The sequence below is a fragment of the Pseudomonas sp. S4_EA_1b genome (assembly GCF_016307435.1).
Classification (GTDB): domain Bacteria; phylum Pseudomonadota; class Gammaproteobacteria; order Pseudomonadales; family Pseudomonadaceae; genus Aquipseudomonas; species Aquipseudomonas rhodesiae.
Genome location: NZ_JAEILC010000001.1, coordinates 76,036 through 102,685 on the forward strand (window position 1 = coordinate 76,036; position 26,650 = coordinate 102,685).

At 58.3% G+C, this 26,650-nt stretch carries 30 protein-coding genes, 1 tRNA gene and 1 pseudogene; 11 read left to right on the top strand and 21 right to left on the bottom strand.

Annotation, left to right across the window (positions count from 1 at the left end; all coding sequences use genetic code 11):
• Window positions 1–3 precede the first annotated feature (3 nt).
• The 12 genes from rlmN to trmJ all read right to left on the bottom strand — a co-directional run bounded on the left by rlmN (window position 4) and on the right by trmJ (window position 9,077).
• Complete coding sequence (gene rlmN, locus YA0848_RS00315) at window positions 4–1,152, bottom strand: 23S rRNA (adenine(2503)-C(2))-methyltransferase RlmN (protein WP_034100424.1); 1,149 nt, start codon at window positions 1,150–1,152, stop codon at window positions 4–6.
• A 28-nt stretch (window positions 1,153–1,180) separates the two neighbouring features.
• The gene (ndk, locus tag YA0848_RS00320) at window positions 1,181–1,606 is read right to left on the bottom strand and encodes a nucleoside-diphosphate kinase (protein WP_034100426.1); all 426 of its coding nucleotides are present in this window, start codon (window positions 1,604–1,606) and stop codon (window positions 1,181–1,183) included.
• Between the two features lie 92 nt (window positions 1,607–1,698).
• Window positions 1,699–1,899, bottom strand: a complete 201-nt coding sequence (gene iscX, locus YA0848_RS00325) for a Fe-S cluster assembly protein IscX (RefSeq protein ID WP_034100428.1) — start codon at window positions 1,897–1,899, stop codon at window positions 1,699–1,701.
• 14 nt (window positions 1,900–1,913) lie between these two features.
• The gene (gene fdx, locus YA0848_RS00330; protein ID WP_034100430.1) at window positions 1,914–2,255 is read right to left on the bottom strand and encodes an ISC system 2Fe-2S type ferredoxin; all 342 of its coding nucleotides are present in this window, start codon (window positions 2,253–2,255) and stop codon (window positions 1,914–1,916) included.
• A gap of 3 nt (window positions 2,256–2,258) precedes the next feature.
• Window positions 2,259–4,121: a Fe-S protein assembly chaperone HscA gene (hscA, locus tag YA0848_RS00335; RefSeq protein ID WP_034115035.1), complete on the bottom strand. Its 1,863-nt coding sequence runs from the start codon at window positions 4,119–4,121 to the stop codon at window positions 2,259–2,261.
• 50 nt (window positions 4,122–4,171) lie between these two features.
• Window positions 4,172–4,693, bottom strand: coding sequence for a co-chaperone HscB (hscB, locus tag YA0848_RS00340; RefSeq protein ID WP_034100433.1), 522 nt, complete (start codon window positions 4,691–4,693; stop codon window positions 4,172–4,174).
• Between the two features lie 8 nt (window positions 4,694–4,701).
• Window positions 4,702–5,025: an iron-sulfur cluster assembly protein IscA gene (gene iscA / locus YA0848_RS00345; protein WP_010565230.1), complete on the bottom strand. Its 324-nt coding sequence runs from the start codon at window positions 5,023–5,025 to the stop codon at window positions 4,702–4,704.
• A 28-nt stretch (window positions 5,026–5,053) separates the two neighbouring features.
• Window positions 5,054–5,440 carry a Fe-S cluster assembly scaffold IscU gene (gene iscU / locus YA0848_RS00350; protein WP_034100437.1) on the bottom strand — a complete coding sequence of 129 codons (387 nt, stop codon included), beginning with the start codon at window positions 5,438–5,440 and terminating at the stop codon, window positions 5,054–5,056.
• 99 nt (window positions 5,441–5,539) lie between these two features.
• Window positions 5,540–6,754 carry an IscS subfamily cysteine desulfurase gene (locus YA0848_RS00355; protein ID WP_034100439.1) on the bottom strand — a complete coding sequence of 405 codons (1,215 nt, stop codon included), beginning with the start codon at window positions 6,752–6,754 and terminating at the stop codon, window positions 5,540–5,542.
• 50 nt (window positions 6,755–6,804) lie between these two features.
• Window positions 6,805–7,296: a Fe-S cluster assembly transcriptional regulator IscR gene (iscR, locus tag YA0848_RS00360; protein WP_003194020.1), complete on the bottom strand. Its 492-nt coding sequence runs from the start codon at window positions 7,294–7,296 to the stop codon at window positions 6,805–6,807.
• Window positions 7,297–7,521: 225 nt separating this feature from the next.
• The gene (gene cysE / locus YA0848_RS00365; RefSeq protein ID WP_034100442.1) at window positions 7,522–8,304 is read right to left on the bottom strand and encodes a serine O-acetyltransferase; all 783 of its coding nucleotides are present in this window, start codon (window positions 8,302–8,304) and stop codon (window positions 7,522–7,524) included.
• A gap of 2 nt (window positions 8,305–8,306) precedes the next feature.
• Complete coding sequence (gene trmJ / locus YA0848_RS00370) at window positions 8,307–9,077, bottom strand: tRNA (cytosine(32)/uridine(32)-2'-O)-methyltransferase TrmJ (RefSeq protein WP_169903808.1); 771 nt, start codon at window positions 9,075–9,077, stop codon at window positions 8,307–8,309.
• A gap of 145 nt (window positions 9,078–9,222) precedes the next feature.
• Between trmJ and suhB the strand changes: the two genes are divergently transcribed.
• Window positions 9,223–10,038 (top strand): type III secretion system regulator SuhB, encoded by an 816-nt coding sequence (gene suhB / locus YA0848_RS00375; protein WP_003175971.1) that lies wholly within the window; start codon window positions 9,223–9,225, stop codon window positions 10,036–10,038.
• Window positions 10,039–10,154: 116 nt separating this feature from the next.
• Window positions 10,155–11,486 carry an IS4 family transposase gene (locus YA0848_RS00380; RefSeq protein ID WP_169903993.1) on the top strand — a complete coding sequence of 444 codons (1,332 nt, stop codon included), beginning with the start codon at window positions 10,155–10,157 and terminating at the stop codon, window positions 11,484–11,486.
• 149 nt (window positions 11,487–11,635) lie between these two features.
• On the opposite strand, the gene YA0848_RS00385 is transcribed toward YA0848_RS00380, so the two are convergent.
• The 6 genes from YA0848_RS00385 to queA all read right to left on the bottom strand — a co-directional run bounded on the left by YA0848_RS00385 (window position 11,636) and on the right by queA (window position 17,709).
• Window positions 11,636–12,178, bottom strand: coding sequence for a glycine zipper 2TM domain-containing protein (locus YA0848_RS00385; protein ID WP_034100446.1), 543 nt, complete (start codon window positions 12,176–12,178; stop codon window positions 11,636–11,638).
• A 123-nt stretch (window positions 12,179–12,301) separates the two neighbouring features.
• Complete coding sequence (secF, locus tag YA0848_RS00390) at window positions 12,302–13,216, bottom strand: protein translocase subunit SecF (protein WP_034115036.1); 915 nt, start codon at window positions 13,214–13,216, stop codon at window positions 12,302–12,304.
• A gap of 9 nt (window positions 13,217–13,225) precedes the next feature.
• Entirely contained in the window at window positions 13,226–15,094 is a 1,869-nt protein-coding gene (secD, locus tag YA0848_RS00395; RefSeq protein WP_034100449.1) for a protein translocase subunit SecD, read from the bottom strand.
• A 62-nt stretch (window positions 15,095–15,156) separates the two neighbouring features.
• A complete protein-coding gene (yajC, locus tag YA0848_RS00400) occupies window positions 15,157–15,495 on the bottom strand; it encodes a preprotein translocase subunit YajC (protein WP_010565221.1) in 339 nt (112 codons plus the stop codon).
• Window positions 15,496–15,538: 43 nt separating this feature from the next.
• Entirely contained in the window at window positions 15,539–16,654 is a 1,116-nt protein-coding gene (tgt, locus tag YA0848_RS00405) for a tRNA guanosine(34) transglycosylase Tgt (protein WP_010565220.1), read from the bottom strand.
• A gap of 5 nt (window positions 16,655–16,659) precedes the next feature.
• On the bottom strand, window positions 16,660–17,709 hold the full coding sequence (queA, locus tag YA0848_RS00410) for a tRNA preQ1(34) S-adenosylmethionine ribosyltransferase-isomerase QueA (protein WP_034100452.1): 1,050 nt from the start codon (window positions 17,707–17,709) through the stop codon (window positions 16,660–16,662).
• A 108-nt stretch (window positions 17,710–17,817) separates the two neighbouring features.
• Between queA and YA0848_RS00415 the strand changes: the two genes are divergently transcribed.
• The 4 genes and pseudogenes from YA0848_RS00415 to YA0848_RS00430 form a co-directional block, all read left to right on the top strand.
• Window positions 17,818–17,902: transfer RNA gene (locus YA0848_RS00415), tRNA-Leu, on the top strand.
• A gap of 319 nt (window positions 17,903–18,221) precedes the next feature.
• On the top strand, window positions 18,222–19,349 hold the full coding sequence (locus YA0848_RS00420) for an AAA family ATPase (RefSeq protein ID WP_034115038.1): 1,128 nt from the start codon (window positions 18,222–18,224) through the stop codon (window positions 19,347–19,349).
• Complete coding sequence (locus tag YA0848_RS00425) at window positions 19,346–20,026, top strand: DUF4276 family protein (RefSeq protein ID WP_034115039.1); 681 nt, start codon at window positions 19,346–19,348, stop codon at window positions 20,024–20,026. The genes YA0848_RS00420 and YA0848_RS00425 overlap by 4 nt, the downstream gene beginning before the upstream one ends.
• 76 nt (window positions 20,027–20,102) lie before the next feature.
• Window positions 20,103–20,264 (top strand): annotated as a pseudogene (locus YA0848_RS00430) (J domain-containing protein); the annotation flags it as partial.
• Window positions 20,265–20,293: 29 nt separating this feature from the next.
• On the opposite strand, the gene YA0848_RS00435 reads toward YA0848_RS00430, so the two are convergent.
• Entirely contained in the window at window positions 20,294–20,578 is a 285-nt protein-coding gene (locus tag YA0848_RS00435) for a hypothetical protein (protein WP_034115041.1), read from the bottom strand.
• Between the two features lie 42 nt (window positions 20,579–20,620).
• Window positions 20,621–21,517: a hypothetical protein gene (locus YA0848_RS00440; protein WP_169903787.1), complete on the bottom strand. Its 897-nt coding sequence runs from the start codon at window positions 21,515–21,517 to the stop codon at window positions 20,621–20,623.
• 211 nt (window positions 21,518–21,728) lie between these two features.
• Here YA0848_RS00440 and YA0848_RS00445 point away from each other — a divergent pair, with 211 nt between their 5' ends.
• The gene (locus tag YA0848_RS00445) at window positions 21,729–22,058 is read left to right on the top strand and encodes a hypothetical protein (protein ID WP_034100472.1); all 330 of its coding nucleotides are present in this window, start codon (window positions 21,729–21,731) and stop codon (window positions 22,056–22,058) included.
• 81 nt (window positions 22,059–22,139) lie between these two features.
• Window positions 22,140–22,511 (top strand): PH domain-containing protein, encoded by a 372-nt coding sequence (locus tag YA0848_RS00450; RefSeq protein ID WP_015885780.1) that lies wholly within the window; start codon window positions 22,140–22,142, stop codon window positions 22,509–22,511.
• Between the two features lie 36 nt (window positions 22,512–22,547).
• On the opposite strand, the gene YA0848_RS00455 is transcribed toward YA0848_RS00450, so the two are convergent.
• Window positions 22,548–22,922 (bottom strand): c-type cytochrome, encoded by a 375-nt coding sequence (locus tag YA0848_RS00455; RefSeq protein WP_034100476.1) that lies wholly within the window; start codon window positions 22,920–22,922, stop codon window positions 22,548–22,550.
• A 196-nt stretch (window positions 22,923–23,118) separates the two neighbouring features.
• Here YA0848_RS00455 and YA0848_RS00460 point away from each other — a divergent pair, with 196 nt between their 5' ends.
• The 3 genes from YA0848_RS00460 (at window position 23,119) to YA0848_RS00470 (ending at window position 26,549) form a co-directional block, all read left to right on the top strand.
• Window positions 23,119–23,499, top strand: coding sequence for a response regulator (locus YA0848_RS00460; RefSeq protein WP_034100478.1), 381 nt, complete (start codon window positions 23,119–23,121; stop codon window positions 23,497–23,499).
• Window positions 23,500–23,694: 195 nt separating this feature from the next.
• Complete coding sequence (locus YA0848_RS00465) at window positions 23,695–24,309, top strand: biliverdin-producing heme oxygenase (protein ID WP_034100480.1); 615 nt, start codon at window positions 23,695–23,697, stop codon at window positions 24,307–24,309.
• Entirely contained in the window at window positions 24,306–26,549 is a 2,244-nt protein-coding gene (locus YA0848_RS00470; RefSeq protein ID WP_169903789.1) for an ATP-binding protein, read from the top strand. Before YA0848_RS00465 ends, YA0848_RS00470 begins: the two co-directional genes overlap by 4 nt.
• Window positions 26,550–26,650 lie beyond the last annotated feature (101 nt).

Sequence of the window (26,650 nt, forward strand, 5' to 3'; positions counted from 1 at the left end):
CTCTCAGGTTCGATTCACAGCGCTTTGCGGCATATCGTCGGCGGCGCTCAGTTCGCGCACCGCAATATAACGTTCGCTGCGACGGGTGCGATCCAGCACCTGTCCTACCAATTGGCCACAGGCGGCGTCGATGTCTTCACCACGGGTGGTGCGTACGGTGACATTGAAGCCGGCCTGGTGCAGTTGATCCTGGAAACGACGGATGGCGTTGTTGCTCGGCCGCTCGTAGCCAGAATGGGGAAACGGGTTAAACGGAATCAGGTTGATCTTGCATGGGATGTTCTTGAGCAACTCGATCATCTCGACGGCGTGTTCGACCTTGTCGTTGATGTCTTTGAGTAAGGTGTACTCGATGGTCAGCACGCGCTTTTCGCCCAGGGACGACATGTAGCGCTGGCAAGATTCGAGCAGCATCTTAAGCGGATACTTTTTGTTGATCGGCACCAATTGGTTACGCAATGCGTCATTAGGTGCGTGCAGCGACAACGCCAGGGAGACGTCGATGTGCTTGGACAGCTCATCGATCATCGGCACCACGCCGGAGGTCGAGAGGGTCACACGGCGCTTGGAGATGCCGTAGCCCAGGTCGTCCATCATCAGGTGCATCGCCGAAACGACGTTGTCGAAGTTCAGCAGCGGCTCACCCATGCCCATCATCACCACGTTGGTGATGGCACGGTCGACGGTTGCCGGGACGCTGCCAAAGGATTTGTTGGCAATCCACACCTGGCCGATGACTTCGGCGGCCGTGAGGTTGCTATTGAAGCCTTGCTTGCCGGTGGAGCAGAAACTGCAATCCAGGGCACAGCCTGCCTGGGACGAAACGCACAATGTGCCGCGCTTGCCCTGGGGAATGTAAACGGTCTCTACGCAGCTGCCGGACGCCACACGCACCACCCACTTACGGGTGCCGTCGCTGGAAATGTCCTCGCTGACCACTTCGGGACCACGGACCTCAGCAATGGCCTTGAGCTTGTCGCGCAAGGCCTTGCTGACGTTCGTCATGGCGTCGAAATCGTCGACGCCAAAGTGGTGAATCCACTTCATTACCTGACCGGCACGGAAACGCTTCTCCCCGATTGAGTCGAAGAATTTTTCCATTTCCTGTTGAGTCAGACCCAGCAGGTTGGTTTTTACAGTCGATGTAGTCATGGATTCACCTTCACTCTTAAGCCGATGCTTAGCGAGTGGTTACTTCAGTAGCTGCGAAGAAGTACGAGATTTCGCGAGCGGCAGCGGCTTCGGAGTCCGAACCGTGTACAGCGTTGGCGTCGATGGATTCAGCGAAATCGGCACGGATGGTGCCGGCAGCTGCTTCTTTAGGGTTGGTAGCGCCCATCAGCTCACGGTTCAGAGCGATAGCGTTTTCGCCTTCCAGCACCTGAACGACAACAGGACCGGAGATCATGAAAGCAACCAGGTCACCGAAGAAACCACGCTCTTTGTGCTCAGCGTAGAAGCCTTCAGCTTCAGCTTTGGACAGTTGCTTGAGTTTCGAAGCTACCACCTTCAGGCCGGCTTTTTCGAAACGAGTGGTGATCTCGCCGATGACGTTTTTTGCAACAGCGTCAGGCTTGATGATGGAGAAAGTGCGTTGAACAGCCATGGTGTAACTCCAGAAACGGTAATTTACGAAAAATTAAACCCGCGAATTATACGCGGGTTATTGGGTATTGCCTAACTGCGTAAAAAGGCGGTTCAGTCTGCTTCTTCGATCCACAGGCCTTGAATCGCCTCCAGAACCTTTTCGCCGCCCCGGTCCGGGACGTCGTCAAAGTCAGGCAGCTCCAATACCAAATTACGCAACTTGACGAAGTTGACCGTTAGAGGATTGACCTCAGGGTGAGCTTCAGCAAGTTGTATAGCGATTTCTTGTACATCAACCCATTTCAGGCTCATGACATTTCCTTGAATCAATGCGGCGCTTCGGCTGCATGGTTGAGCGAATATTTCGGGATTTCCACAGTGAGATCTTCAGTTCCCACTCTCGCCTGGCAACTCAGGCGCGATGTCGGCTCAAGGCCCCACGCCCTGTCAAGGTAGTCTTCTTCCAGATCGTCGGCCTCGTTGAGGCTATCAAAACCTTTACGAATGATGCAGTGGCAGGTGGTACAGGCGTTCACGCCACCACAGGCACTTTCGATCTCGATGTGGTGGTCATGGGCAACTTCAAGAAGGGACTTGCCGGTCTCAGCCTGCACGACCATGCCATCCGGGCAATGCTCGGCGTGCGGTAGAAAAGTGACCTGCGGCATCAGTTATTCCTCAATTTCATTCAGGTTGCGGCCCGCCAGCGCGGCTTTAACCGTCTGATCCATACGGCGGGCGGCAAAGGCATCGGTGACTTGCGACAGGCGCTTGGTCTGCTGTTCGATGGCATAACCATCGTTACCTTTCATCAGTTCGGCCAATTCCTGCATCTGCAAGTCAATGACCATGCGTTCTTCAGCGTCCAGCAGGCGTTCGCCATCGACATCCAGGGCGCCCTGCACCGCCTCGAGCAGACGCTGGGCGTCCACTTGCTGTTCGCGCAACACCCGGGCGACCTTGTCGTCACTGGCGTGCTGGAACGAATCCTTGAGCATTTTGGCGATTTCGCCGTCGGTCAGGCCGTAGGACGGCTTGACCTGGATGCTGGCTTCAACACCCGAGCCCAGTTCGCGCGCGGCCACATTGAGCAATCCATCGGCGTCGACCTGGAACGTCACGCGAATCTTCGCCGCACCGGCAACCATCGCCGGAATGCCGCGCAGTTCGAAGCGCGCCAGGGAGCGGCAGTCACTAATCAGCTCGCGCTCGCCTTGCAGCACATGAATCATCATGGCCGTTTGGCCGTCTTTGTACGTGGTGAAATCTTGGGCACGGGCAACGGGGATGGTGGTGTTACGTGGAATCACCTTCTCCATCAGGCCGCCCATGGTTTCCAGACCCAGCGACAACGGAATCACGTCGAGTAACAGCAATTCGCCACCATCGCGCTTGTTACCGGCCAAAGTATCGGCCTGGATGGCTGCACCGATGGCAACTACCTGATCCGGGTCGATTTCAGTCAACGGCTGACGACCAAACGCCTCAGCCACGGCCTCTCGCACGCGCGGCACACGGGTGGAGCCACCGACCATCACCACAGCCCCTACTTCTTCCAGCTCGATACCGGAGTCGCGCACGGCACGGCGGCATGCCTTGAGGCTGCGGGCAACCATCGGCTCGATCAGCGCATCGAAGGTCTCGCGAGTCAGTTGAGCCGACCAGTCGCCGTAGGAAACTTCAACGGACGCGGCGTCAGTCAACGCCTCTTTCGCCGCACAGGCGGTTTGTAGCAGGTTGCGCTGCGCGCCCGGATCGAGATCGGCGGACAAGCCCGCGCCGCTGATGATCCAACCCGCGATGGCGTGATCGAAGTCATCACCGCCCAGGGCACTATCGCCGCCGGTGGCCAGCACTTCGAACACACCACCGGTCAGGCGCAGGATGGAGATATCAAAGGTGCCGCCACCCAGGTCATAAATAGCGACCAGGCCTTCGGCGTGCTGGTCCAGGCCATAGGCTACTGCGGCCGCAGTCGGCTCATTGAGCAAACGCAGCACATTCAGACCGGCGAGCTTCGCCGCGTCCTTGGTGGCTTGGCGCTGTGCGTCATCGAAGTACGCGGGCACGGTAATCACCGCGCCAACCAGCTCGCCACCCAGGGTGGTTTCCGCGCGCAAGCGCAGCACCTTGAGAATTTCCGCCGACACTTCCACCGGGCTTTTTGGGCCCTGGACGGTGTCGATAAACGGCATATGGGACTCGCCGCCAACAAAGCGATACGGCAGTTGATCGCCCAATTGCTTGACGTCGGATAGCCCACGGCCCATCAGGCGCTTAACAGACAGCACCGTGTTGAGCGGGTCGGCCGAGGCCGCGAGCCTGGCTGATTCGCCTACTTCGACGCTGTCAGCGTGGTAACGCACGGCGGACGGCAGGATCACCTGGCCATCGGCATCGGGCAATGGCTCAGACAGGCCGCTGCGCAAGGCAGCGACCAGGGAATTGGTGGTGCCCAGGTCAATCCCCACCGCCAGGCGTCGCTGGTGCGGTTGTGGGCTTTGGCCGGGTTCGGCGATCTGCAGTAGAGCCATGGTAATCAGGTCTTATCTGTCTATCAGGCGTGCAACGGGGCAGCACTGGGTTAATCGTCGAGGCGCTCTTCTAGCTGGCGCACTTCGTAGGAGAGCTTGTCGAGAAACTGCATGCGCCGCATCAGGCGTTCGGCCTGTTCGCGTTGCGCTGCATCATCCCAACAGGCTGCGAAGCTTTCGTTGAGCTCATCCTGGGCCGTTTTCAGGCGTCGCTTGAAGACCGCGACGCCCGCCAGATCGGCGTCGTCCTGCAAGTCTTCCAGCTCCTCGCGCCACTGCATCTGCTGCATCAGAAAGTCGGGGTCATGCACGGTGACTTCCAACGGCAACTCGCCCCCGTTCATCGCGAGCAGGTAGCGCGCGCGTTTCGGCGGACTCTTGAGGGTCTGATAGGCTTCGTTGAGGCTGGCCGATTGCTCCAGCGCCAGGCGCTGCTCACGCTCGGAAGCGTCGGCAAAGCGGTCCGGATGCACCCCACGCGCCAACTCTCGATAGCGCGTGGCAAGCTGCTCAAGGTCGAGCCGAAAGCTCGGCTGCAACTCGAATAAAGCGAAATGACAAGGAGTACCCACGAGTAGCCTCAGATGTTGAAGCTTTCGCCGCAGCCACATTCACCGCGAACGTTGGGGTTGTTGAACTTGAAGCCTTCGTTCAACCCTTCCTTGACGAAATCGAGTTCGGTGCCGTCCAGGTAGGTCAGGCTTTTAGGATCGATGATCACCTTCTCGCCGTGACTCTCGAACACCTGGTCTTCCGCCACTACCTCGTCGACAAACTCCAGCACGTAGGCAAGGCCGGAACAGCCTGTGGTGCGAACACCCAGACGAATCCCCTCACCTTTACCGCGCCCATCCAGGGAGCGTCGCACGTGCCGCGCAGCCGCTTCTGTCATGCTGATAGCCATCGTTGACTCCTTACTCGTCGCCAAATGCTTAGATCAAGCCTTTCTTCTGCTTGTAGTCGCGAACGGCGGCCTTGATGGCGTCTTCAGCGAGCACGGAGCAGTGGATTTTCACGGGCGGCAGCGCCAGCTCTTCAGCCAGCTGGGTGTTGCTGATGGTGACAGCTTCATCCAGGGTCTTGCCTTTCATCCATTCGGTCGCCAGGGAGCTGGAGGCGATGGCCGAACCGCAACCGTAGGTCTTGAACTTAGCGTCTTCAATCACGCCAGCGTCGTTGACCTTGATCTGCAGGCGCATCACATCGCCGCACGCGGGAGCGCCGACCATGCCGGTGCCGACATCCGGGTCTTGCGCGTCCATCTTGCCGACGTTGCGCGGGTTTTCGTAGTGGTCGATGACCTTTTCACTGTAAGCCATGGTACTGAATCCTCACTCATCAGGGCCGCTCTGGAACCCTGTAGAAACGCCTGCGTTTTCCGCCACGTTCCTACAGAGCTGCGGTGGCGGCTTCTATAGTTAGTGTGCCGCCCACTCGATTTTGGAAATGTCGACACCGTCTTTGTACATGTCCCACAGCGGCGACAGCGTACGCAGTTTGTTGACCGCTTCGCAGACTTTCTGCGCGGCGTAATCGACTTCTTCTTCGGTGGTGAAACGGCCAAACGTAAAGCGGATCGAGCTGTGCGCCAGTTCGTCGTTGCGGCCCAGGGCACGCAGCACGTAGGACGGCTCAAGGGAAGCCGAGGTGCAGGCCGAACCGGAGGAAACCGCCAGGTCCTTGAGCGCCATGATCAGCGACTCGCCTTCGACGTAGTTGAAGCTCAAATTCAGATTGTGCGGTACGCGGGCGGTCATGCTGCCGTTGATGTACAGCTCTTCAAGGTTCTCGACCTGTTTGAAGAAGCGATCGCTCAACGCCTTGATGCGCACGTTTTCAGCAGCCATGTCTTCCTTGGCTACACGGAACGCCTCACCCATGCCGACGATCTGGTGGGTCGCCAGGGTGCCCGAACGCATACCGCGCTCGTGACCGCCGCCGTGCATGGTGGCTTCGATGCGCACACGCGGCTTGCGGCTCACGTACAGCGCGCCAATGCCTTTGGGGCCGTAAGTCTTGTGCGCAGAGAACGACATCAGGTCGACTTTCAACTTCGACAGATCGATATCGACCTTGCCAGTGGACTGCGCCGCATCGACGTGCAGCAACACGCCCTTGGAGCGGGTCAGCTCGCCGATCGCGGCGATGTCATTGATGGTGCCGATTTCGTTGTTAACGTGGATCACGGAAACCAGGATGGTGTCTTCACGCAGCGCGGCTTCGATCATGGCCGGAGTGACGATGCCGTCGGTGGTCGGCTCCAGGTAAGTCACCTCGAAACCTTCACGCTCCAGTTGGCGCATGGTGTCGAGGACAGCCTTGTGCTCAATCTTGGTGGTGATCAGGTGCTTGCCCTTGGTCGCGTAGAAATGCGCGGCACCCTTGATAGCCAGGTTATCGGACTCGGTGGCACCGGAGGTCCAGACGATTTCACGCGGATCGGCGCCGACCAGATCAGCAACCTGGCGACGAGCGTTCTCGACCGCTTCCTCGGCTTTCCAGCCGAAAACGTGGGAACGGGAGGCCGGGTTGCCGAAGTTTCCGTCAACCAGCAGGCATTCGCTCATCTTTTGCGCGACACGCGGATCAACCGGGGTGGTCGCTGAGTAATCAAGGTAAATCGGCAATTTCATGGACTTTCTCCTAAATCAGGCTGGCTGGCGTGCCGTTAGCTCTGCGGCTGTCACTCGACGGCGGACGCTTCAATCTTGTCCAGACGCGGCGCCTTGGTGTTGCAACGGCGCTGGTCCTGACGCTGGGCTACTTCTTGCACCTCACGGCGAGTCACAAGATCAGCCAAGCTGATACCACTCAAAAACTCATGGATCTGCAGGCTCAAATCACACCACAAGTGATGTGTAAGGCAGGTATCGCCGGCATGGCAGTCACCCAACCCCTGGCATTTTGTGGCATCGACCGATTCGTTGACCGCGTCGATTACCTGGGCTACCTGAATGCCCTGCATGTCGCGGGACAATTGATAGCCACCGCCCGGCCCACGCACACTGGAGACCAGATTACTGCGGCGCAATTTGGCGAACAGTTGCTCAAGGTAGGACAGGGAAATGCCTTGACGCTCGGAGATATCGGCCAGGGACACCGGCCCAGTTTGCGCGTGCAAGGCCAAGTCGAGCATGGCAGTCACCGCGTATCGGCCTTTTGTAGTCAGTCTCATGGACAAGTACCAAGGTGTTTCAGAATGGGAGCAAGTATGCGATTCCCGAGTATTTAAGTCAACTATAAGACCTAGTACTTTAGTCAGGATTACCCGTAAAAAGGGCGCGCGAATCATAGCAGGATGGGGTTGGATCGAACAGCGAGAACAGGATCGACCAGGAATTCCGAGACCAATGGAGCCAAAAACTGGGAGGGCTCGCCCCTCCCATGGGGTTTGGTGGCTTCAGCCGGCCTTCGTGACAGCTTCGTCCTTGATTTCGGCGAAGTCCTCTTCACGCAGCTCTGGCAGATCTTTCGCACAGTAAGTGCTACCCAGCTCCTTCAGTGCACCGCACATACCATCCAACTTTCCATCCACCGCTTGCAGATGGTCGAGCAACTGGCCGATGGCGCGTGCGACCGGGTCGGGCATGTCTTCGCTGACGCCATACGCATCGAAACCGATTTTCTCGGCCATGGCCTTGCGCTTGGCCTCTTGCTCATCACCGACTTCCGGCTTGACGATGATGCGCCCCGGAATACCCACCACCGTGGCGCCAGGCGGAACCGCCTTGGTCACCACAGCATTGGAGCCCACCTTGGCACCAGCGCCGACCGTGAACGGACCAAGCACCTTGGCGCCCGCCCCGACCACCACACCATCGCCCAACGTAGGGTGGCGCTTACCTTTATTCCAACTGGTGCCGCCCAGGGTCACGCCTTGATAAAGCGTCACGTCGTCGCCGATCTCAGCGGTTTCACCAATAACGATGCCCATGCCGTGATCAATGAAGAAGCGCCGCCCCACCTTGGCGCCCGGATGAATCTCGATCCCGGTCAGCCAGCGACCGAAATTCGACACCAGCCGCGCCAGCCATTTCCAGCCCATATTCCACAGCGCACCGGACAGACGATGGATCCAGATCGCGTGCATGCCCGGATAGCAGGTCAGCACTTCAAAGGCGTTGCGTGCAGCCGGGTCACGGTGAAAAACACTCTGGATATCTTCTCGCAAACGCTCGAACATTTTTAATCCTTCCGCTTGAGGAGTTCGCCACGGGCCGCTTTCTGGGTTTCCGTGAGGATGCCACGCAATATATTCATTTCCGCCCGGCTGACCGAGCTGCGCCCGTACAGGCGGCGCAGGCGCGCCATCAAGTGCCGCGGTTTTTCAGGATCGAGGAATTCGATGGCCACCAGAGTATGTTCCAGATGCTCATAGAATCGCTCCAGCTCGTCCATGGTGGCCAACTCACCACTTTTAGTGGACGCCACTTCATCCTTCTCGACCTTGCTCGGCTGCCCTTCGGCGGCCAGCCAGGCCATGCGCACTTCATAGCTCAATACCTGCACCGCCGCCCCCAGGTTCAGCGAACTGAACTCGGGGTCTGACGGAATGTGCACATGAAAGTGACATCGCTGCAGCTCCTCATTGGTCAGGCCGGAATCTTCACGGCCAAATACCAAGGCGATTTCAGCGCCGCCGGCCGCTCCCTCCACCACCTTGGTCCCGCACTCTCGCGGGTCCAGCAATGGCCACGGGATACGACGGTCGCGGGCACTGGTGCCCAGCACCAGGTTGCAACCGACCAAGGCATCTTCCAAGGTGGCAACGACCTGGGCCTTTTCAAGGATGTCATTGGCGCCCGACGCGCGCGCGTCAGCCTCGTGGTGCGGGAACACACGCGGCTCGACCAGCACCAGGCGCGTCAGCCCCATGTTTTTCATGGCTCGCGCCACCCCACCGATATTGCCGGGATGACTGGTATTGACCAAGACGACACGAATGTTTTGCAGCAAGGGAGGCGCTCTCGGACACAGGAAAGGGGAGCAAATCTTACAGAACAGCCTAAGGTTATGCCATGAAAGCGAACGTCGTCCTTCACCTGAAGAAAGTTTCTGCTAGAATGCCCGGCTTTCTTTAACAACCTTAGGTGACACATCCATGCAGCCCATGCTGAATATCGCGCTGCGCGCCGCCCGCAGCGCCAGTGAATTGATCTTCCGCTCCATCGAGCGCCTGGATACCATCAAGGTCGACGAAAAAGACGCCAAGGACTATGTATCCGAGGTGGATCGCGCCGCCGAACAGAAAATCATCGATGCACTGCGCAAGGCTTACCCTACCCACGGCATCCTCGGCGAAGAAACCGGTTTGCACAAAGGCAGCGGCGAAGGCGAAGACTACCTGTGGATCATCGACCCACTGGACGGCACCACCAACTTCCTGCGCGGCATCCCGCACTTTGCCGTGAGTATTGCCTGCAAATACCGTGGCCGCTTGGAACACGCGGTTGTACTCGACCCGGTTCGCCAGGAAGAATTCACCGCCAGCCGTGGCCGTGGCGCCCAGCTCAATGGCCGTCGCCTGCGCGTCAGCGGTCGCACCAGCCTGGACGGCGCTCTTCTGGGCACTGGCTTCCCATTCCGTGACGACCAGATGGATAACCTGGAAAACTACCTTGGCATGTTCCGCGCCCTGGTTGGCCAGACCGCCGGCATCCGCCGCGCCGGCGCTGCCAGCCTGGACCTGGCCTACGTTGCCGCCGGTCGTTTTGACGCGTTCTGGGAGTCGGGCCTGTCCGAGTGGGACATGGCCGCAGGCGCACTGCTGATTCAAGAAGCAGGCGGCCTGGTGAGCGACTTCACCGGCGGTCACGACTTCCTGGAAAAAGGCCACGTCGTTGCCGGTAACACCAAGTGCTTCAAGGCAGTTCTGACGGCGATCCAGCCGCACCTGCCGGCCTCGCTGAAGCGTTAAGCGAGCGAGCAAAAAAAAGCACCCTTCGGGGTAATGCCAGTCAGTTAAGCCTTCTCGCTTGACCTTTGGCCGCAAGAAATCAAAATCCGATGCCTATACTGGCATCGGATTTTTTTATGCGTCTTGCTCGGGCACTGGAACTGACCCACAACATCGCCTCTACCCCCAACGCCATCGAGGGATTGGATGCCTTGCTCGATCCTTCTTTGGTCGAACAGGCGCTTGAACAAGCCGGTGTGGCGACGCTGCGCAAACGTCGTTTGCCGCTGGAAATGATGCTCTGGTGCGTGATTTCCATGGCGTTCTTCCGGCGCATGTCTGCCTGGGATGTGGTCAGTCGCATGAACATCATGTTGCCGGGCCAGCGCCCGTTGGTGGCCCCCAGCGCCGTAGTCCAGGCCCGTCAGAGATTGGGCAGCGAAGCTGTACGACAAGTCTTCGATTTGACCCAGAAAAGTTGGCATGAGGCGGCCGGTCATCCGACTTGGGCCGGTCTGCGTTTGTTGGGCGTCGATGGCGTTGTCTGGCGCACACCCGACACGCCGGAAAATCGGGCGCGCTATGACTCCGCCAGCAACCAGCATGGCGACACCGGTTTTCCTCAGGTGCGCATGGTCTGCCAAATGGAGTTGACCAGCCATTTGCTGATTGGAAGTGCGTTTGACGGCTACCGCAGCAACGAAATGAAACTGGCCGAGCAACTGATCGAAACCACCCCCGATCACTCGCTAACGCTGTTTGATCGTGGTTTTTACTCCTTGGGTTTATTGCATCAATGGCAGCAAGCAGGCGTCGAACGCCACTGGCTGATGCCGCTGAAAAAAGGCTCGCAGTACGAGGTGATCCAGCGTTTTGGGCGCCAGGATGCGATTGTTTCGCTGAGTACTTCGCCGCAGACCTGCAAGCAATGGCCTGGGTTGCCGGAGCGGCTGACCGCGCGACTGCTGAGCAAAACCATCAAGGGCAAGGTGTGTCAGATCCTGACGTCGATGGTCGATCCGCTGCGCTTTCCATCCGACGAAATCGTCGATCTGTACAGCCAGCGATGGGAGATCGAACTCGGATTTCGGGAGATGAAACAGACGCTGCTCAACAGCAGTTATACGCTGCGCAGCAAGACGCCCGAGATGATCGAGCAAGAGCTGTGGGGCGTGTTGTTGGGCTACAACTTGTTGCGCTATCAGATGGTGGAAATGAGCCGCCACTGTCCTGGCATTTACCCGTGCGAAATGAGCTTTACCGCCTGCACTTGGGCGATTCTCGGGTTTATCAACAGCGTCTCCGCCGACCGTTCCGGGAACATCCCCAAGTATTTGGCCGAGCTTCATGCTTCAGCGCCGCACTACGTGTTGCCGCATCGACGTGAGGAGCGCGTTTATCCTCGGACGATTCGGCTGAAATCACCGAAGTATCCGATCAGAAATAAAAATGCCAGTCAGCTTAACTGACTGGCATTAACCCTTCGGGGTGCTTTTTTTGTGCCTGGGATTTGGTGCGAGCCTAAATGCCAAGAGCACCACAAATAAAATGCGGGAGGGGGCTAGCCCCTCCCGCATTCTGAACTGCACACGCCATTGAATCTGCGTCTGGACGAGTATTACTGCTGGTTTTGACCGAGGACGAGACGACCTTCCTTGTCGACCGGAATCTGGCCGCCTGGATCACGATCCATGCGCACCGAACCTTCCTTGCCATCCAAGGTGTACCGCACGTCATAGCCGACAACCTTGTCGCTGATATCGTTGACGGTGTTACAACGGGTTTGCGTGGTGGTGTAGGTATCGCGGTTCTGCATACCTTCCTGCACCTTGTTGCCGGCGTAACCACCACCTACTGCACCGGCCACGGTGGCCAGTTTCTTACCATTGCCGCCGCCGATCTGGTTACCCAGCAGGCCACCTGCGAGGGCGCCGACGACGGTACCGGCGATTTGATGCTGATCCTGCACCGGACGCTGCCGGGTCACGGTGACGTCCTTGCAGACCTCACGCGGGGTTTTGATCTGGGTCTTGACCGGCTGCACCGCCAGTACTTGCGCATACTCAGGGCCGCTTTTTACCAGGCTGTAGGTGGCGACAGCACCCCCGGCAGTTACACCGACAGCACCCAATACCGCACCAACCAGTAACGACTTGTTCACGTTGAACCTCCTGACCATCACAAACGAACCGAAAGGTCCGCGCTATACCCAGCCTTGGAGCAAAAAAAAAGGCACGAGTTCAATACTCGTGCCTTCTTTGTAACAACGATCAACAAGCGCCCATCAAGGACGATCGTCGACTTCCTTGTCGGTGATGGCCGGAGGAATCAGGTCTTCGCTGTTGAGGTTCAGCCAGATCAACACCACGTTGGCGATGTAGATCGACGAGTAGGTACCCGCCAGAACGCCGATGAACAGCGCCAGGGAGAAGCCCCACAGGTTGTCGCCACCGAAGATCATCAACGCCGCGATCGCCAGCAAGGTGGAAATCGACGTGGCCATGGTCCGCAGCAGGGTCTGGGTGGTGGAGATGTTGATGTTCTCGATCAACGTCGCCTTGCGCAGTACACGGAAGTTCTCGCGAACCCGGTCGAATACCACGATGGTGTCGTTGAGCGAATAACCAATGATCGCCAGCACCGCCGCCAGCACCGTCAGGTCGAAAGTGACCTGGAAGTAAGCCAGGATGCCTACGGTTACGATCACGTCATGGATCAGCGACACAATGGCGCCGACGCCGAATTTCCACTGAAAGCGGAACGCCAGGTAGATCATGATGCCGACCAGCGCCATCAGCATGCCGAGGCCGCCCTGGTCGCGCAGCTCTTCACCCACTTGCGGGCCCACGAACTCGACGCGCTTGACCGACGCCGGGTTATCACCGCCGACCTTCTGCAAAGCCTCGGCCACCTGGTGACCCAGTTGCGGGTCTTCGCCAGGCATACGCACCAGCAGATCGGTGGTAGCGCCGAAGTTCTGCACCACGGCTTCGTGATAACCGGCCTTGACCAGTTCGTTGCGCACCAGGGTGACGTCGGCCGGCTTCTCGTAGGTCAGCTCGATGAGCGTACCGCCGGTGAAGTCCAGCCCGTAGTTCAGGCCCTTATGGAACCAGCTGAACAATGCCAGAACGGTAAGGAGCACTGTGGCGCCGAACGCAATGTTGCGAACGCCCATGAAGTTGATTGTACGTAACATGGCAGCCCCTTAAATCCACAACTTCTTGAAGTCACGTCCGCCAAAGATCAGGTTGACCATTGCGCGGGTCACCATGATGGCCGTGAACATCGAGGTAAAGATACCGAGGGACATGGTCACCGCAAAACCTTTGACCGGGCCGGTGCCCATGGCAAAGAGAATCCCACCGACCAGCAATGTGGTCAGGTTGGAGTCGAGAATCGCGGTAAATGCCCGGCCGAAGCCTTCGCTGATAGCGCGCTGCACCGTCATGCCAGCGGCGATCTCTTCACGAATTCGCGAGAAGATCAGCACGTTGGCATCCACCGCCATACCCATGGTGAGTACGATACCGGCGATACCCGGAAGGGTCAGCGTTGCCCCCAGCAGCGACATCAAAGCCAGCAGCATCACCATGTTGCCCGCCAGGGCCACAGTGGCGATGACACCGAAGAAGCGGTAGATGGCGATGATGAACAGCGATACGAAAAGCATGCCCCACAAGGCTGCGTCGATACCCTTGGTGATGTTGTCCGCACCCAGGCTCGGGCCAATGGTACGTTCTTCGGCGAAGTACATCGGCGCGGCCAGGCCACCGGCGCGAAGCAGCAGCGCCAGTTCGGAAGATTCACCCTGGCCGTTCAGGCCGGTGATGCGGAATTGAGCACCCAGCGGTGACTGAATGGTCGCCAGGCTGATGATCTTCTTCTCTTCCTTGAACGACTGCACCGGTACGTCTTTCTCGACGCCGTTGACCATTTGCTTGGTGTAGGTAGTGATCGGGCGTTGCTCGATGAAGATCACCGCCATGCTGCGACCGACGTTGCTGCGCGTGGCGCGACTCATCAGTTCGCCGCCATGGCCATCCAGGCGGATGTTCACTTCAGGAGTGCCGTGCTCGCCGAAACCGGCCTTGGCGTCGGTCACCTGATCACCGGTGATGATCAAGCCACGCTCGATCAGCGCCGGAGGACGGTTGCCTTCGCGGAACTCGAACTCTTCGGCAGTAGCACGGGTAGCGCCCGGCTCAGCCGCCAAACGGAATTCCAGGTTGGCGGTCTTGCCCAGGATACGCTTGGCTTCAGCGGTATCCTGCACACCCGGCAGCTCAACCACGATACGGTTGGCGCCCTGGCGCTGTACGATCGGCTCGGCCACACCCAGTTCGTTGACGCGGTTACGCACCGTGGTCAAGTTCTGCTTGATGGAGTATTCGCGGATTTCCGCGATCTTGGCCGGGCTCATCGCCAGACGCAGTACAGGTTGACCATTCAGGTCGGCCGGTACGATGTCGAAATCGTTGAAGTTCTTACGGATCAGCGCACGGGCCTGTTCGCGGGACGCTTCGTCAGAGAAGCCCAGCTGGATGGCACCGTTGAGCTGCGGCAGGCTGCGATAACGCAGCTTTTCTTTACGCAGCAGGCTCTTCACGTCGCCTTCGTAGACCTTGAGGCGGGCGTCGAGGGCTTTGTCCATGTCGACTTCCAGCAGGAAGTGCACGCCACCGGACAAGTCCAGACCCAGCTTCATCGGGTGCGCGCCAATGCTGCGCAGCCATTGCGGTGTGGTTTGCGCCAGGTTGAGCGCGACCACATAGTCGTCACCCATGGCCTTGCGCACGACATCCTTGGCCGGCAATTGGTCTTCCTGCTTGGTCAGGCGCAACAAGCCGCCTTTCGCACCAGCCGCCAATGTTGCCGCCTTGACCTGGATACCCGCATCGGTGAGCGCCTTGCTCGCGCGGTCCAGATCAGCCTGATTGACCTGCAGCGAAGTGCTGGCGCCAGTGATCTGGATCGCCGGGTCATCAGGATAGAGATTGGGAGCGGAATAAATAAAACCGATCGCCAGCACCGCCAGGATCAGTACGTATTTCCACAGAGGGTATTTGTTCAGCATCACGCCGCCCGCTTATAACGCGGGGCGCCTTGCGCGCCCCGTCGATTGGTAAAGGTTGTTACTTAGATCGCTTTGAGCGTGCCTTTAGGCAGCGTGGCGGCGATGGCGCCCTTCTGGAACTTCATTTCAACGGTGTCGGAGACTTCCAGTACCACGAAAGCATCGGAAACCTTGGTGATCTTGCCGGCGATACCGCCAGTGGTGACCACTTCGTCGCCTTTCTGCAGGCTGCTGAGCAGGTTCTTCTGCTCTTTGGCGCGCTTGGCCTGTGGACGCCAGATCATCAGGTAGAAGATAACCAGGAAGCCGACCAGGAAAATCCACTCGAAACCACCGCCCATAGGGCCCGCAGCGGCAGGCGCAGCGGCGTCGGCCATGGCGTTAGAGATAAAAAAGCTCATTTAGCACTCCAGTTGCAAATAGTGAATCTTAGGGTCGGGAAACTCAGTCCAAGGGCGGCACAGGGAGCCCGCGCTTGGCATAGAAGGCATCGACGAAGGCGGCCAATGTACCCTGTTGAATAGCCTCGCGCAAACCAGCCATCAGGACTTGGTAATGACGCAAATTGTGGATGGTATTCAACATGCTACCCAGCATTTCTCCGCACTTGTCCAGATGGTGCAGATAAGCACGGGAGAAGTTCTGGCAGGTGTAGCAATCACAGGTGGGATCCAGCGGCGAATCATCATGGCGATGGAACGCGTTACGGATCTTCAGCACGCCTGTATCGATGAACAGATGCCCATTGCGGGCATTACGGGTTGGCATCACGCAATCGAACATGTCCACACCGCGGCGCACACCCTCTACGAGATCTTCCGGTTTGCCAACGCCCATAAGGTAACGAGGTTTGTCAGCCGGCATCAGGCCCGGCAGATAATCCAGCACCTTTATCATCTCGTGCTTGGGCTCGCCCACGGACAGACCGCCGATGGCCAGGCCGTCGAAGCCGATTTTGTCGAGGCCTTCCAGCGAGCGCTTGCGCAGGCTTTCATGCATGCCGCCCTGGACGATACCGAACAACGCCGCGGTGTTATCGCCATGGGCGTTTTTCGAACGTTGGGCCCAACGCAACGACAACTCCATGGACACCCGCGCGACGTCTTCGTCGGCCGGGTACGGCGTGCACTCGTCGAAAATCATCACGATGTCCGAACCCAGGTCACGCTGCACCTGCATCGACTCTTCCGGGCCCATGAACACTTTAGAACCGTCCACCGGCGAGGCGAAGGTTACGCCCTCCTCCTTGATCTTGCGCATGGCGCCCAGGCTGAACACCTGGAAACCGCCGGAGTCGGTGAGGATCGGGCCCTGCCACTTCATGAAGTCATGCAAGTCGCCATGCTTCTTGATCACTTCCGTGCCCGGGCGCAGCCACAGGTGGAAAGTGTTGCCGAGGATAATCTCGGCGCCGGTGGCGACGATATCGCGCGGCAGCATGCCCTTGACGGTGCCGTAGGTGCCGACAGGCATAAACGCCGGGGTCTCCACGGTGCCACGCGGGAACGTCAGGCGACCGCGACGGGCCTTACCGTCGGTGGCCAGCAATTCAAACGACATACGACTCATAGTTGTTCCTCTGGGCCGCGCGGCGCCGGGTTACGGGTGATGAACATCGCATCACCGTAGCTGAAAAAACGGTATCCATTTTCGATGGCGGCTTGATAAGCGGCCATGGTCTCGGGATAACCGGCAAATGCCGACACCAGCATCAACAGCGTGGATTCCGGCAAATGGAAGTTGGTGACCAGGCAATCGACCACATGGAACGGTCGGCCTGGGTAAATGAAGATATCGGTGTCGCCGCTAAACGGCTTGAGCACGCCGTCGCGCGCCGCGCTTTCCAGGGAGCGCACGCTAGTGGTGCCCACCGCAATCACCCGCCCGCCGCGCGACTTGCACGCGTTGACCGCGTCCACCACATCCTGAGTGACCTCCAGCCATTCGCTGTGCATATGGTGGTCTTCGATGTTCTCCACACGCACCGGCTGAAACGTGCCGGCCCCCACGTGCAGGGTCACATAGGCGGTCTCGACGCCTTTGGCGGCAATCGCCTCCAGCAGCGGCTGGTCGAAATGCAGCCCGGCCGTAGGCGCGGCCACCGCACCCAGGCGCTGGGAATACACGGTCTGATAGCGTTCGCGGTCAGCGTCTTCATCCGGGCGGTCGATATAAGGAGGCAACGGCATATGGCCGACGCGCTCCAGCAATGGCAGGACTTCTTCGGCGAACTTCAGCTCGAACAGCGCATCATGACGCGCCACCATCTCGGCTTCGCCACCGCCATCGATAAGAAGGCTCGATCCCGGTTTCGGCGACTTGCTGGAGCGCACATGGGCCAGCACGCGATGGCTGTCCAGCACCCGCTCCACCAGAATTTCCAGCTTGCCGCCGGAGGCTTTCTGGCCAAACAGCCGCGCCGGAATCACCCGGGTATTGTTGAACACCATCAGATCACCTGGGCGTAAATGCTCAAGCAAATCAGTGAATTGACGGTGTGCGAGGGCACCGCTTGGCCCGTCCAGGGTCAGCAGTCGACTGGCGTGCCGCTCGGCCAAAGGGTGGCGAGCGATCAGCGAATCAGGGAGCTCAAAAGTAAAGTCAGCAACGCGCATGATGGGGTTCGTCTAGCAGGGCCGGGAAGTCTAGCGGAAATAGTCAAAATTGACCATGAAACGTGATTGACCAACGGTAATCACCTCTCTATACTTCGCCGCCATTGAGCCCTGATGGCGGAATTGGTAGACGCGGCGGATTCAAAATCCGTTTTCGAAAGGAGTGGGAGTTCGAGTCTCCCTCGGGGCACCATCTTAAAAAAAGACCTTGAAATTCAAGGTCTTTTTTTTCGCCTGTAAAAAAGTGCGGGCCGCCCGATTTAATGTTCACCGCCCACTTTCAACCTGAAACACGATGCGCTGTGGGAGCGGACTTGCCCCCGATAGCGATGCGTCACAATTGGGCTGACTGACCCGATCAGCGCCCTGATATTAGACAGTAAAGATTAACGTTAGGATGATCCCATCAAGTGAGAAGCCAGCGTGCGAAATCAATGGCAGAATCCGCCACAGCTATCAACGACAGCGGCTTTGGACTCAACAAGCGGCGCCGCTAAAGGAATCAAGCAGCAATGAGCACAAAGAACCCGATCAGCCGGCTCACCATCAAAGGCTTCAAGTCCATCAAGAACCTTGAGGACTTGCACCTGGGCAGCCTGAACGTGCTGCTGGGTGCCAACGGTGCGGGTAAGAGCAGCTTCGTTTCTTACTTTCGCATGCTCAGCGAAATGATGGAGTTGCGCCTTAAAAAGTGGACGACCCAACAAGGATCGGCAGACCGAGTTGTCAGCTTCGGCGTCAAGGAAACTCAGCAGATCAGTTCTTATGTCCATTTTGGCTTGAACGGCTATGAGTTCGAGCTGGAACCGACCGTGGAGGGGGACTTTGTTTTTTCCAACGAACGGCTCTTTTTTGACGGCCCCATGTATGGATCAGAGTGGATTACGCTGGGCTCCGGGCACCAGGAGACCAAGCTCAAAAAAGCCTACGACACCAAACAGTTCCAAGCCCCCTACAAAAACAACGTTGTGGCGTACTGCTACGAATCGATTTCCAGTTGGAAGGTTTTCCACTTCCACGACACCAGCGAAACCGCGAGCGTCAAACGCTACGGACCGGCCCATATCGATGACTACCTGCGTCCAGACGCGTCGAACCTGGCGGCCTATCTGAATCGGTTATGCACCGAATCGCCTGAGGTGTATGAACAGATCCGCAAAACGATCCAACTGGCGATTCCGTTCTTCGATGATTTTGTGCTGAAGCCTGTGCGACTGGACAGCCAGGAAGAGCTGATCAACCTGCAATGGCGTCAGAAGAACAGCGACTACACCTTCTGGCCGAGCCAGCTCTCGGACGGGTCGATCCGCTTCATCTGCTTGGTCACCGCCCTGCTCCAACCCGATCCGCCATCGACCATCATAATTGATGAGCCGGAACTCGGCCTGCATCCCTACGCCATCACCTTACTAGGCTCGCTGCTGCGCTCAGCCTCCACGCGAATGCAGGTGATTGTCTCAACGCAGTCGGTACCCCTGGTGAACGAGTTCTCAATCGACGACCTGATCATCGTCGAGCGGGAGAAAGGCGCAACTGTCTTCAAGCGCCTCGACGAAAAAGCCTTCGAAACATGGCTGGACGATTATTCGGTAGGCGAGCTGTGGGAGAAAAACATTCTGGGCGGGAGGCCGCGTAGATGATTCGAGTCCACGTGATCTGCGAGGGCCAAACAGAAGAGATGTTCATCAACGAGGTGCTGGCGCACGCCTTCCAGCATTTGGATATTTACCTGATGCCTGCTCTGATCGGAAAACCCGGCCACAAGGGCGGCAACTTTCGTTTCGAGCGTCTGCTCAGTGATGTTGAAAAGCGCCTGTTAGGTGACCGGCAGGCATATTGCACTACGTTTTTTGATTTCTATGGCCTGCCCGAAGAATTCCCTGGCAAAGCGAATGCCGGTAGCAAGAACACCATGGATGAAAAAGCTGATTGCCTGCTGAAAGCTATGACGGAAAGGTTGGCAAACAAACTGGGCGATGAAGCCATGCGCCGATTCATTCCCTATGTGCAAATGTACGAATTCGAGGGCCTGCTGTTCAGTTGCCCCAAAGGGTTAGCTGTCGGGATCAACCAGACCGCCCTTGAAGACCGTTTTTTGCACATACGAAATCAGTTTGAAACGCCGGAAGCTATTAACAATAGTCCGATGACCGCGCCGAGCAAAAGACTGCAAAAGCTTTACGCTGGCTACGACAAACCGCTGCACGGTTCACTCGCCGCGATTGAGATCGGCCTGCCGATCATTCGGCAACAATGCGCTCGATTCGATGCCTGGATCAGGCAGATGGAAACGCTGCAGAAAATCACCCAACCATGACCAATCCGACCAACATCCCCCGCCTGACGTGCCATCCATTTACGAACGCATGGACGAAGCCCGGCGGGCACTGAGCATGAATGCCTCCGCCGACTGCTGGAAAACCCTCGACCTTTCAGCCACGGCTGACGAGCGCACCCTCAAACGCCAATACGCCAAGTTACCCAAGCTAACGCGCCCGGATGACGACCCCGTCGCCTTCCAGCGCCTACGCGAGGCTTACGAGCAAGCACTCAACAGCGTACCCGTTAAGCCCGGCGGGTAGTTTTACTTGAACAGCGCAATCACCACGCACACCAGTGTGATCGCCAGTGCCGGCCATTGCATGGGCAAGAAAAAGAAATGGTGGCGCACGCCATCTTCATGCACTTCCCTATTCAGCACAAAACCCAGCACCGTGTTGATGGCCGAGCCGATCCCCACGCCCATCAGCAGTTGCGTCAACGAGGTGTTGCCCGGCTTGACGCTGGGGTCGGGCCACAACACCATCAGCAACAAAATCATGGCAACCGGTGTGAACAGCGTCAGCCAGCCTGCGCCGCGATAGATCATCGTTTAATCCCTTTATGCACAATCAACGATTACGCGAGCGGTTCACGCCAGCTCGCGCGTTTGGGTTTGAGCCGTGAGCACTGCGTCGAGCGCATGCAGGAACAGGTCGTGGCTCAGGATGCCGGTGGCGATGGTCGACAGGACCGGTTGGCCGCTGTCGTCTTTGATCACCACTTTTTCGCTCCAGGCGTTGAGGTCGACGCTGCGCAATGACGACATCGGCACCTTACGGCCCTGGTATTCCAGGCACTGAGCGCTCACCAGGATGGGCGCCGTGGTGATCTTGAGGAAATTACCGCTCATGCGCTTGCCCCACACTTGGCCGGAGCTGATGCAATTGAACGTCACCGCCCCGCCCGACTCCAGCACACTGAGCACTCCCGGCATGCGCGCGCGGACGTGCAGTTCGCGCACCAATTGCTGGAATTTTTGAAAACCCTTGAGGCTTTCAATCACGCGATGAAACGGCTCGGCGGCCGTGCGACGGTAGGCCAGGTTGGTGATCAAGCCTGTCATCACCGTTTGCCCGGAGCTGAACAGATACAAGTCCTGGATCTCGATAAACGGGGTGTAGTCGCGCTGGCCTTGGTTGATGCGTGCGATGCCATGCTCGTACACATCGTAAGCGGTACTGCGCAATTTCTTATGCCAGGCGTAAAGGCCGAATACACACAGCCCAAGAATGGCCAGAAAGCCACTGGTGAGATTGATCAGCGACTGCCCGCTGCTGAAGTTGATCGTCATGCCCCGGGACGTTGTGACACCGATAGGCCCTTCATTACCCGGCGGCAGGATCGTACCCAGATACAGCACAAATCCCGCGAGCGCCAACAGCGCAACGCCGAGTATCAGGCTGAAAATGAGAAAACCTTTGCCATGGCGAAAGCTCGCGATCAGCTCGCCGGTGGCGGATGAATCAGGTGTGGAGGATGGCTGCATAAGTACTTGCGTCCCTGTAAGTGAGTCAAACGTGCCGATTCAACATCGCACCGGTCCACTGGCTGGCTGCGCGAGCTGGGCACGGCGGGTTGGAACATGGCTAATTAATATCGTTCCGCGGAGCGCTTGAGGTGCAAGCGTTTGAGGTCTTTTTTTTCAGCCGCAGAACAGTGATCATCGCGCTCCGCCCGCACACCGAGGAAGCCCCACCATGGAATTGACGCTGGAAGCTGTTGCGCTCTTCGCACTCAAACTGGTGCATGAAACCGACGGCGGCAGCCCGGTATTGCGCGACGACCCGGCGATGGCCGCGTATGAGCGTGAAGTGTTTGGATTGCTGGTGCGCCAAGGGGACTTGCGCCTGATTCAACGTAAGCTCGATGAATGCGTGATGCAGGCGCTGCAGGCGTTGGGCGGAACGGAGACGGTGTTGGGGCGTGAGTTGGAGAGACTGGCCGCCGACACTCGAAAAGCCTCTACGCTGGAGGAACTCGATGCCCCGCTCGACGCACTCAAGCATTACCTCAAAGCTATCCAGTGACACCTTCCATTGAAGGAACGCGCCTGACCGCGATGAGTGTCAACTTATGCGGCGTCACAGACCGACCACAAGGACCGTTACATGATCGACTTCAACAACAAAGGCTTCTTCAAACTCAAACAAAACAATGAATACGCCGAACGCGTCTCGGCCCTGCTGCTCGATGGCGAAGAAGTGGTGGATGCCTACAAGGCCATGCGCGACGGCGTGGTATTCACCACCAAACGCATCATCGCGGTGAACGTGCAAGGCATCACCGGCAGTAAGAAGGACTTCACATCACTGCCGTACAAAAACATCGTGGCGTATTCGGTGGAAACGTCCGGGACCTTCGACCTGGATTCGGAGTTGGAGATTTACTTTTCATCCCTGGGCAAAGTGAAATTCGAGTTCACTGGGAAGACCTCGATTGTGGAAATCTCGCGGCTGATTTCCAAGCATTTGCTGACTTGATCAATCGGCCAAAAGTATCGCCTGGCGAAGGAGTGCTTACTTGGACGGGAACGTCTCAAGATACGCCAGGATATTTTCAATCTTCTCCTGATCGCTGATACCCCAGAAGATCATTCGCGTGCCGCTCACTACCTTCTTGGGGTCTTCGATGTACGCGGCGAGTTTTTCGCGGGTCCAGACCACGCCGGAGTTTTTCATCGCGTCGGAATACTGGTAGTCCTCGGTGGTGCCGGCGGGGCGGTCGATGATGCCGTTGAGTTGCGGGCCGAAACCGCCGCGCGCGCCTTCGCCGATGCTGTGGCAGCCGCCGCAGGTCTTGGTGAAGAGCTTACCGCCGGCTTCGGCATCGCCGGCGGCGAAGGCTGGGGCGGTGTTGAGAATCAGAGCGAGGGTCAGTAAGGCGTACTTCATGGGCGACTCCACATCGGCGGTTGCGGGAATTATGCCTGGCATCTCCATCCGGATCACCGCCGCCTGCAATACCATCGGTGCAAACACGCAACCTAGACACCCTGAACGACCACCCATCGCCTGGGACACATCCAATCGAACCTATACCGCTGCGTTCCACTCCACCTAACTGAACCCTGATGGTGGAGTAAGGATCATGGCTCAGCCATCGATTTTGGTATTGGAAGACGACGAAATTATTCGGGCGTTGATGGTGGATGTACTGGAGGATTTCGGCGCGATTGTGACGTCGTTTCCCTCAGCGGATGAAGGGATGATTTACCTGGAACGCGAGGACGACCCCGTGGACCTGATTGTCAGCGACATACAAATGCCTGGCCTGCTCAATGGTTATGACTTGAGCCGCGTGGTTGCCCATCGCTGGCCATCAGTGCGGGTGCTGCTGACCTCGGGCAATACAAAAATGGCTGAAGAACTCGGCGGTTCCGTGCGTTTCCTGCCCAAGCCATGGAGCACTGAGCATCTGATCGAATGCGTGCAAACAGCGTTGACCCAGCAAGGTTCGTCTCTGCACTGATAGCGCCGCAATATCACCTCAACCGAACTTCACGGTACTTTGTAAGGTCAGTCATAAGGCAAGGAGCGACTTTTCTGATCCGCTGGTCAGGCTTTTCGCCTTGTGCGTACAGTCAATGGCCATGAGTTGTGTAGAATCGTCGCCCATTTCCACGCGTCATTCATGGCCGGCAGGCCCACAGCTCGAGCTATTTGCATGCTTTCAAAGGCCCATGACGTTGGTGCGCCCTCATTGCTTGACGCGTTACGCACAGGCACCAGCCTGTTGCACGTTGCGCTGGAAAAGCGTCTGCCATTTTTTTCCGAGCGCCTGGATGCCGACGGCTACCGGCGCCTGCTGCAGGCCTACCACGGGTTTTACGCCCCCATTGAAGCGGCGCTGTATGCCAGTGGGCTGATCCCGGCGGGATTCGATACTGCCCTGCGTGTGAAAACGCCAACATTGGTCAGCGACCTGCACGGTCTTGGCCTGGATGACGCCGCTATCAACGCCCTGCCCCACTGCACCGCCCTGCCGCGCCTCGACACCCCTGCGGCGTGCCTCGGTGTGTTGTATGTGCTCGAAGGCGCAACGTTGGGCGGCCAGGTGCTGCGCCGGGAAATGGCCCAGCGCTTTGGCATCGATGCCACCAACGGTGGCGCGTTTCTTGATGTGTATGGCCCTGAGACGGGCCGGCGCTGGAAAGACTTTCTCGATTATCTGGGCATTCAGGCGCTGGACGCCGAAGCCCAACAGCTCGCGGTACATGCCGCCCGTTCGACATTCAGCGGCTTTGAGCGATGGCTCGACAGCCAGGAGGTACTGCTATGAAACCCCAAGATTTTGAACAGCTGCTTGCCAACTGCGCCGACGAACCCATTCGCTTTCCTGGGGCGATTCAGCCTCACGGTGTGCTGCTGACGCTGTCCGAGCCAGACCTGAAGATCATCCAAGTGAGCGCCAACGTCGCTACGCTGTTCAACCGCGCGCCCGAGGCGCTGTTGGGCCAGCCGCTGCACAGCCTGATCGGCTCCGAACACGCTCAGGCCGTGCAGGCCATGGCCGAACTCAACACCTTTACCGATGCGCCGCCGCTGCACGTGACGCTCAACGGCGCGGAGTTCGAAGGTTTGTTGCACCGCCACCAAAATGTGCTGGTGCTGGAATTCGAACCCCACCTCAAGGATTTTCAACCACGGGCCCTGAACGGTCGCACCAGTGATCTGGGCAAGATGCTGCGCCGCTTGCAGTCGGCAAAAACCCTGGCGGCGCTGTACGACATCAGCGTCACGGAAATCCAGGCCATGACCGGTTACGACCGGGTGCTCATCTACCGCTTCGAAGAAGAAGGCCATGGTCAGGTGATTGCCGAAGCATCCGCTCCGTCCATGGAATTGTTCAACGGGCTGTTCTTCCCTGCGTCTGACATCCCCGAACAGGCTCGCGAGCTGTACCGCACCAACTGGCTGCGGATTATCCCGAACGCCGATTACACGCCGGTGCCGCTGGTGCCCAAATTGCGCCCAGATACCGGCGAACCGCTGGACCTGAGTTTTGCGACGCTGCGCAGTGTGTCGCCGATTCATTGCCAGTACATGCAGAACATGGGCGTGTTGTCGTCCATGAGCATTTCGCTGATGAAAGGCGACAAACTCTGGGGCCTGATCAGTTGCGGCAACCGCACCCCGCTGCTGGTACCGAACGAACTGCGTACCGCCTGCCAGACCATCGGCCAGGTACTCTCGCTGCAGATCAGCGCCATGGAGGCTCTGGACCTGAGTCACCAGCGCGAAGAAAAAGTCGAAGCCTTGGCCCAACTGGACAAAGCCATGAAAGCCTCGGACCACAACGTGTTCGACGGCCTGGCCAAGCAACCGCGCTTGCTCATGGACCTGACCCTGGCCGGCGGCGTGGCGATCATCGAAGACAAACAACTGCACCGCTACGGCAACTGCCCGGAACCGGCGCAGATCCGGGCGTTGCACAAGTGGCTGCAAGCCAGTGGCGAACCGGTGTTCGCCAGCCATAACCTGGCCTCGGTTTACCCTCCGGCGGCGGAGTTTCAGCAAGTGGCCAGCGGCGTATTGGCCATGGGCCTGCCCAAGCCGGTGGACAACGGTGTGCTGTGGTTCCGCCCCGAGGTCAAAGAGAATATCAATTGGAGCGGCGACCCGAAAAAACCGCTGGACCTGGAAAATTCCGACGCTGGTATGCGCCTGCGCCCACGCACGTCGTTTGAAATCTGGAAAGTGGAAATGGCCGGCATCTCCACCAAGTGGAGCCACGGCGACCTGTTCGCCGCCAACGACCTGCGCCGCTCCGCCCTGGAAAACGACCTGGCCCGCCAGGTCGAGCGCGAGCAACAGGCCGTGCGCGCCCGTGATGACCTGGTGGCGGTGGTGTCCCACGACCTGCGCAACCCGATGACTGTCATCTCGATGCTCTGCGGCATGATGCAAAAAGCCTTCAGCTCCGAAGGCCCACACACCTCACGACGTATTTCCTCGGCCATCGACACCATGCAACAAGCCGCCGGGCGCATGAATGTGTTGCTGGAAGACCTGCTCGACACCTCGAAAATCGAGGCCGGCCGCTATGTGGTCAAGCCCGTGGCGCTGGATGTGAACCAGATGTTCGAGGAGGCGTACTCCTTGCTGGCACCGTTGGCGATGGAAAAAGGCATCGACCTGTCATTCAACGCCGAACCTGGCCTGCAGATTAAAGGCGACCCTGAGCGCTTGTTCCAAGTGCTGTCGAACCTGATCGGCAACGCCATCAAGTTCACCCCGCGCCAGGGCAATATCGGCATCAGTGCCATGAGCAACGGCGAGGAAATTGTGTTTTCGGTGCGCGACTCCGGCGAAGGTATTGCCCCAGAGCTGTTGCCGTATGTGTTCGACCGCTACTGGACACAGACCGAAAACAATCCCACCGGCAGCGGGCTGGGGCTGTATATCACCCAAGGCATCGTGCAGGCCCACGGCGGCAAGATCGTGGCTGAAAGTGAAGTGGGCCGTGGCAGTGAGTTCCGATTCACAGTGCCGAAGGTGATGCAGGATGCCCATACCTGATCGGTCCGGCTGTAGGGCTCGATGGGCCTAAACCGCCATTGCCGTTACACGTTGCCATGAGGTGTTTATAGCTCCAGCACCTCGCGCCTCTATAAGTTTGG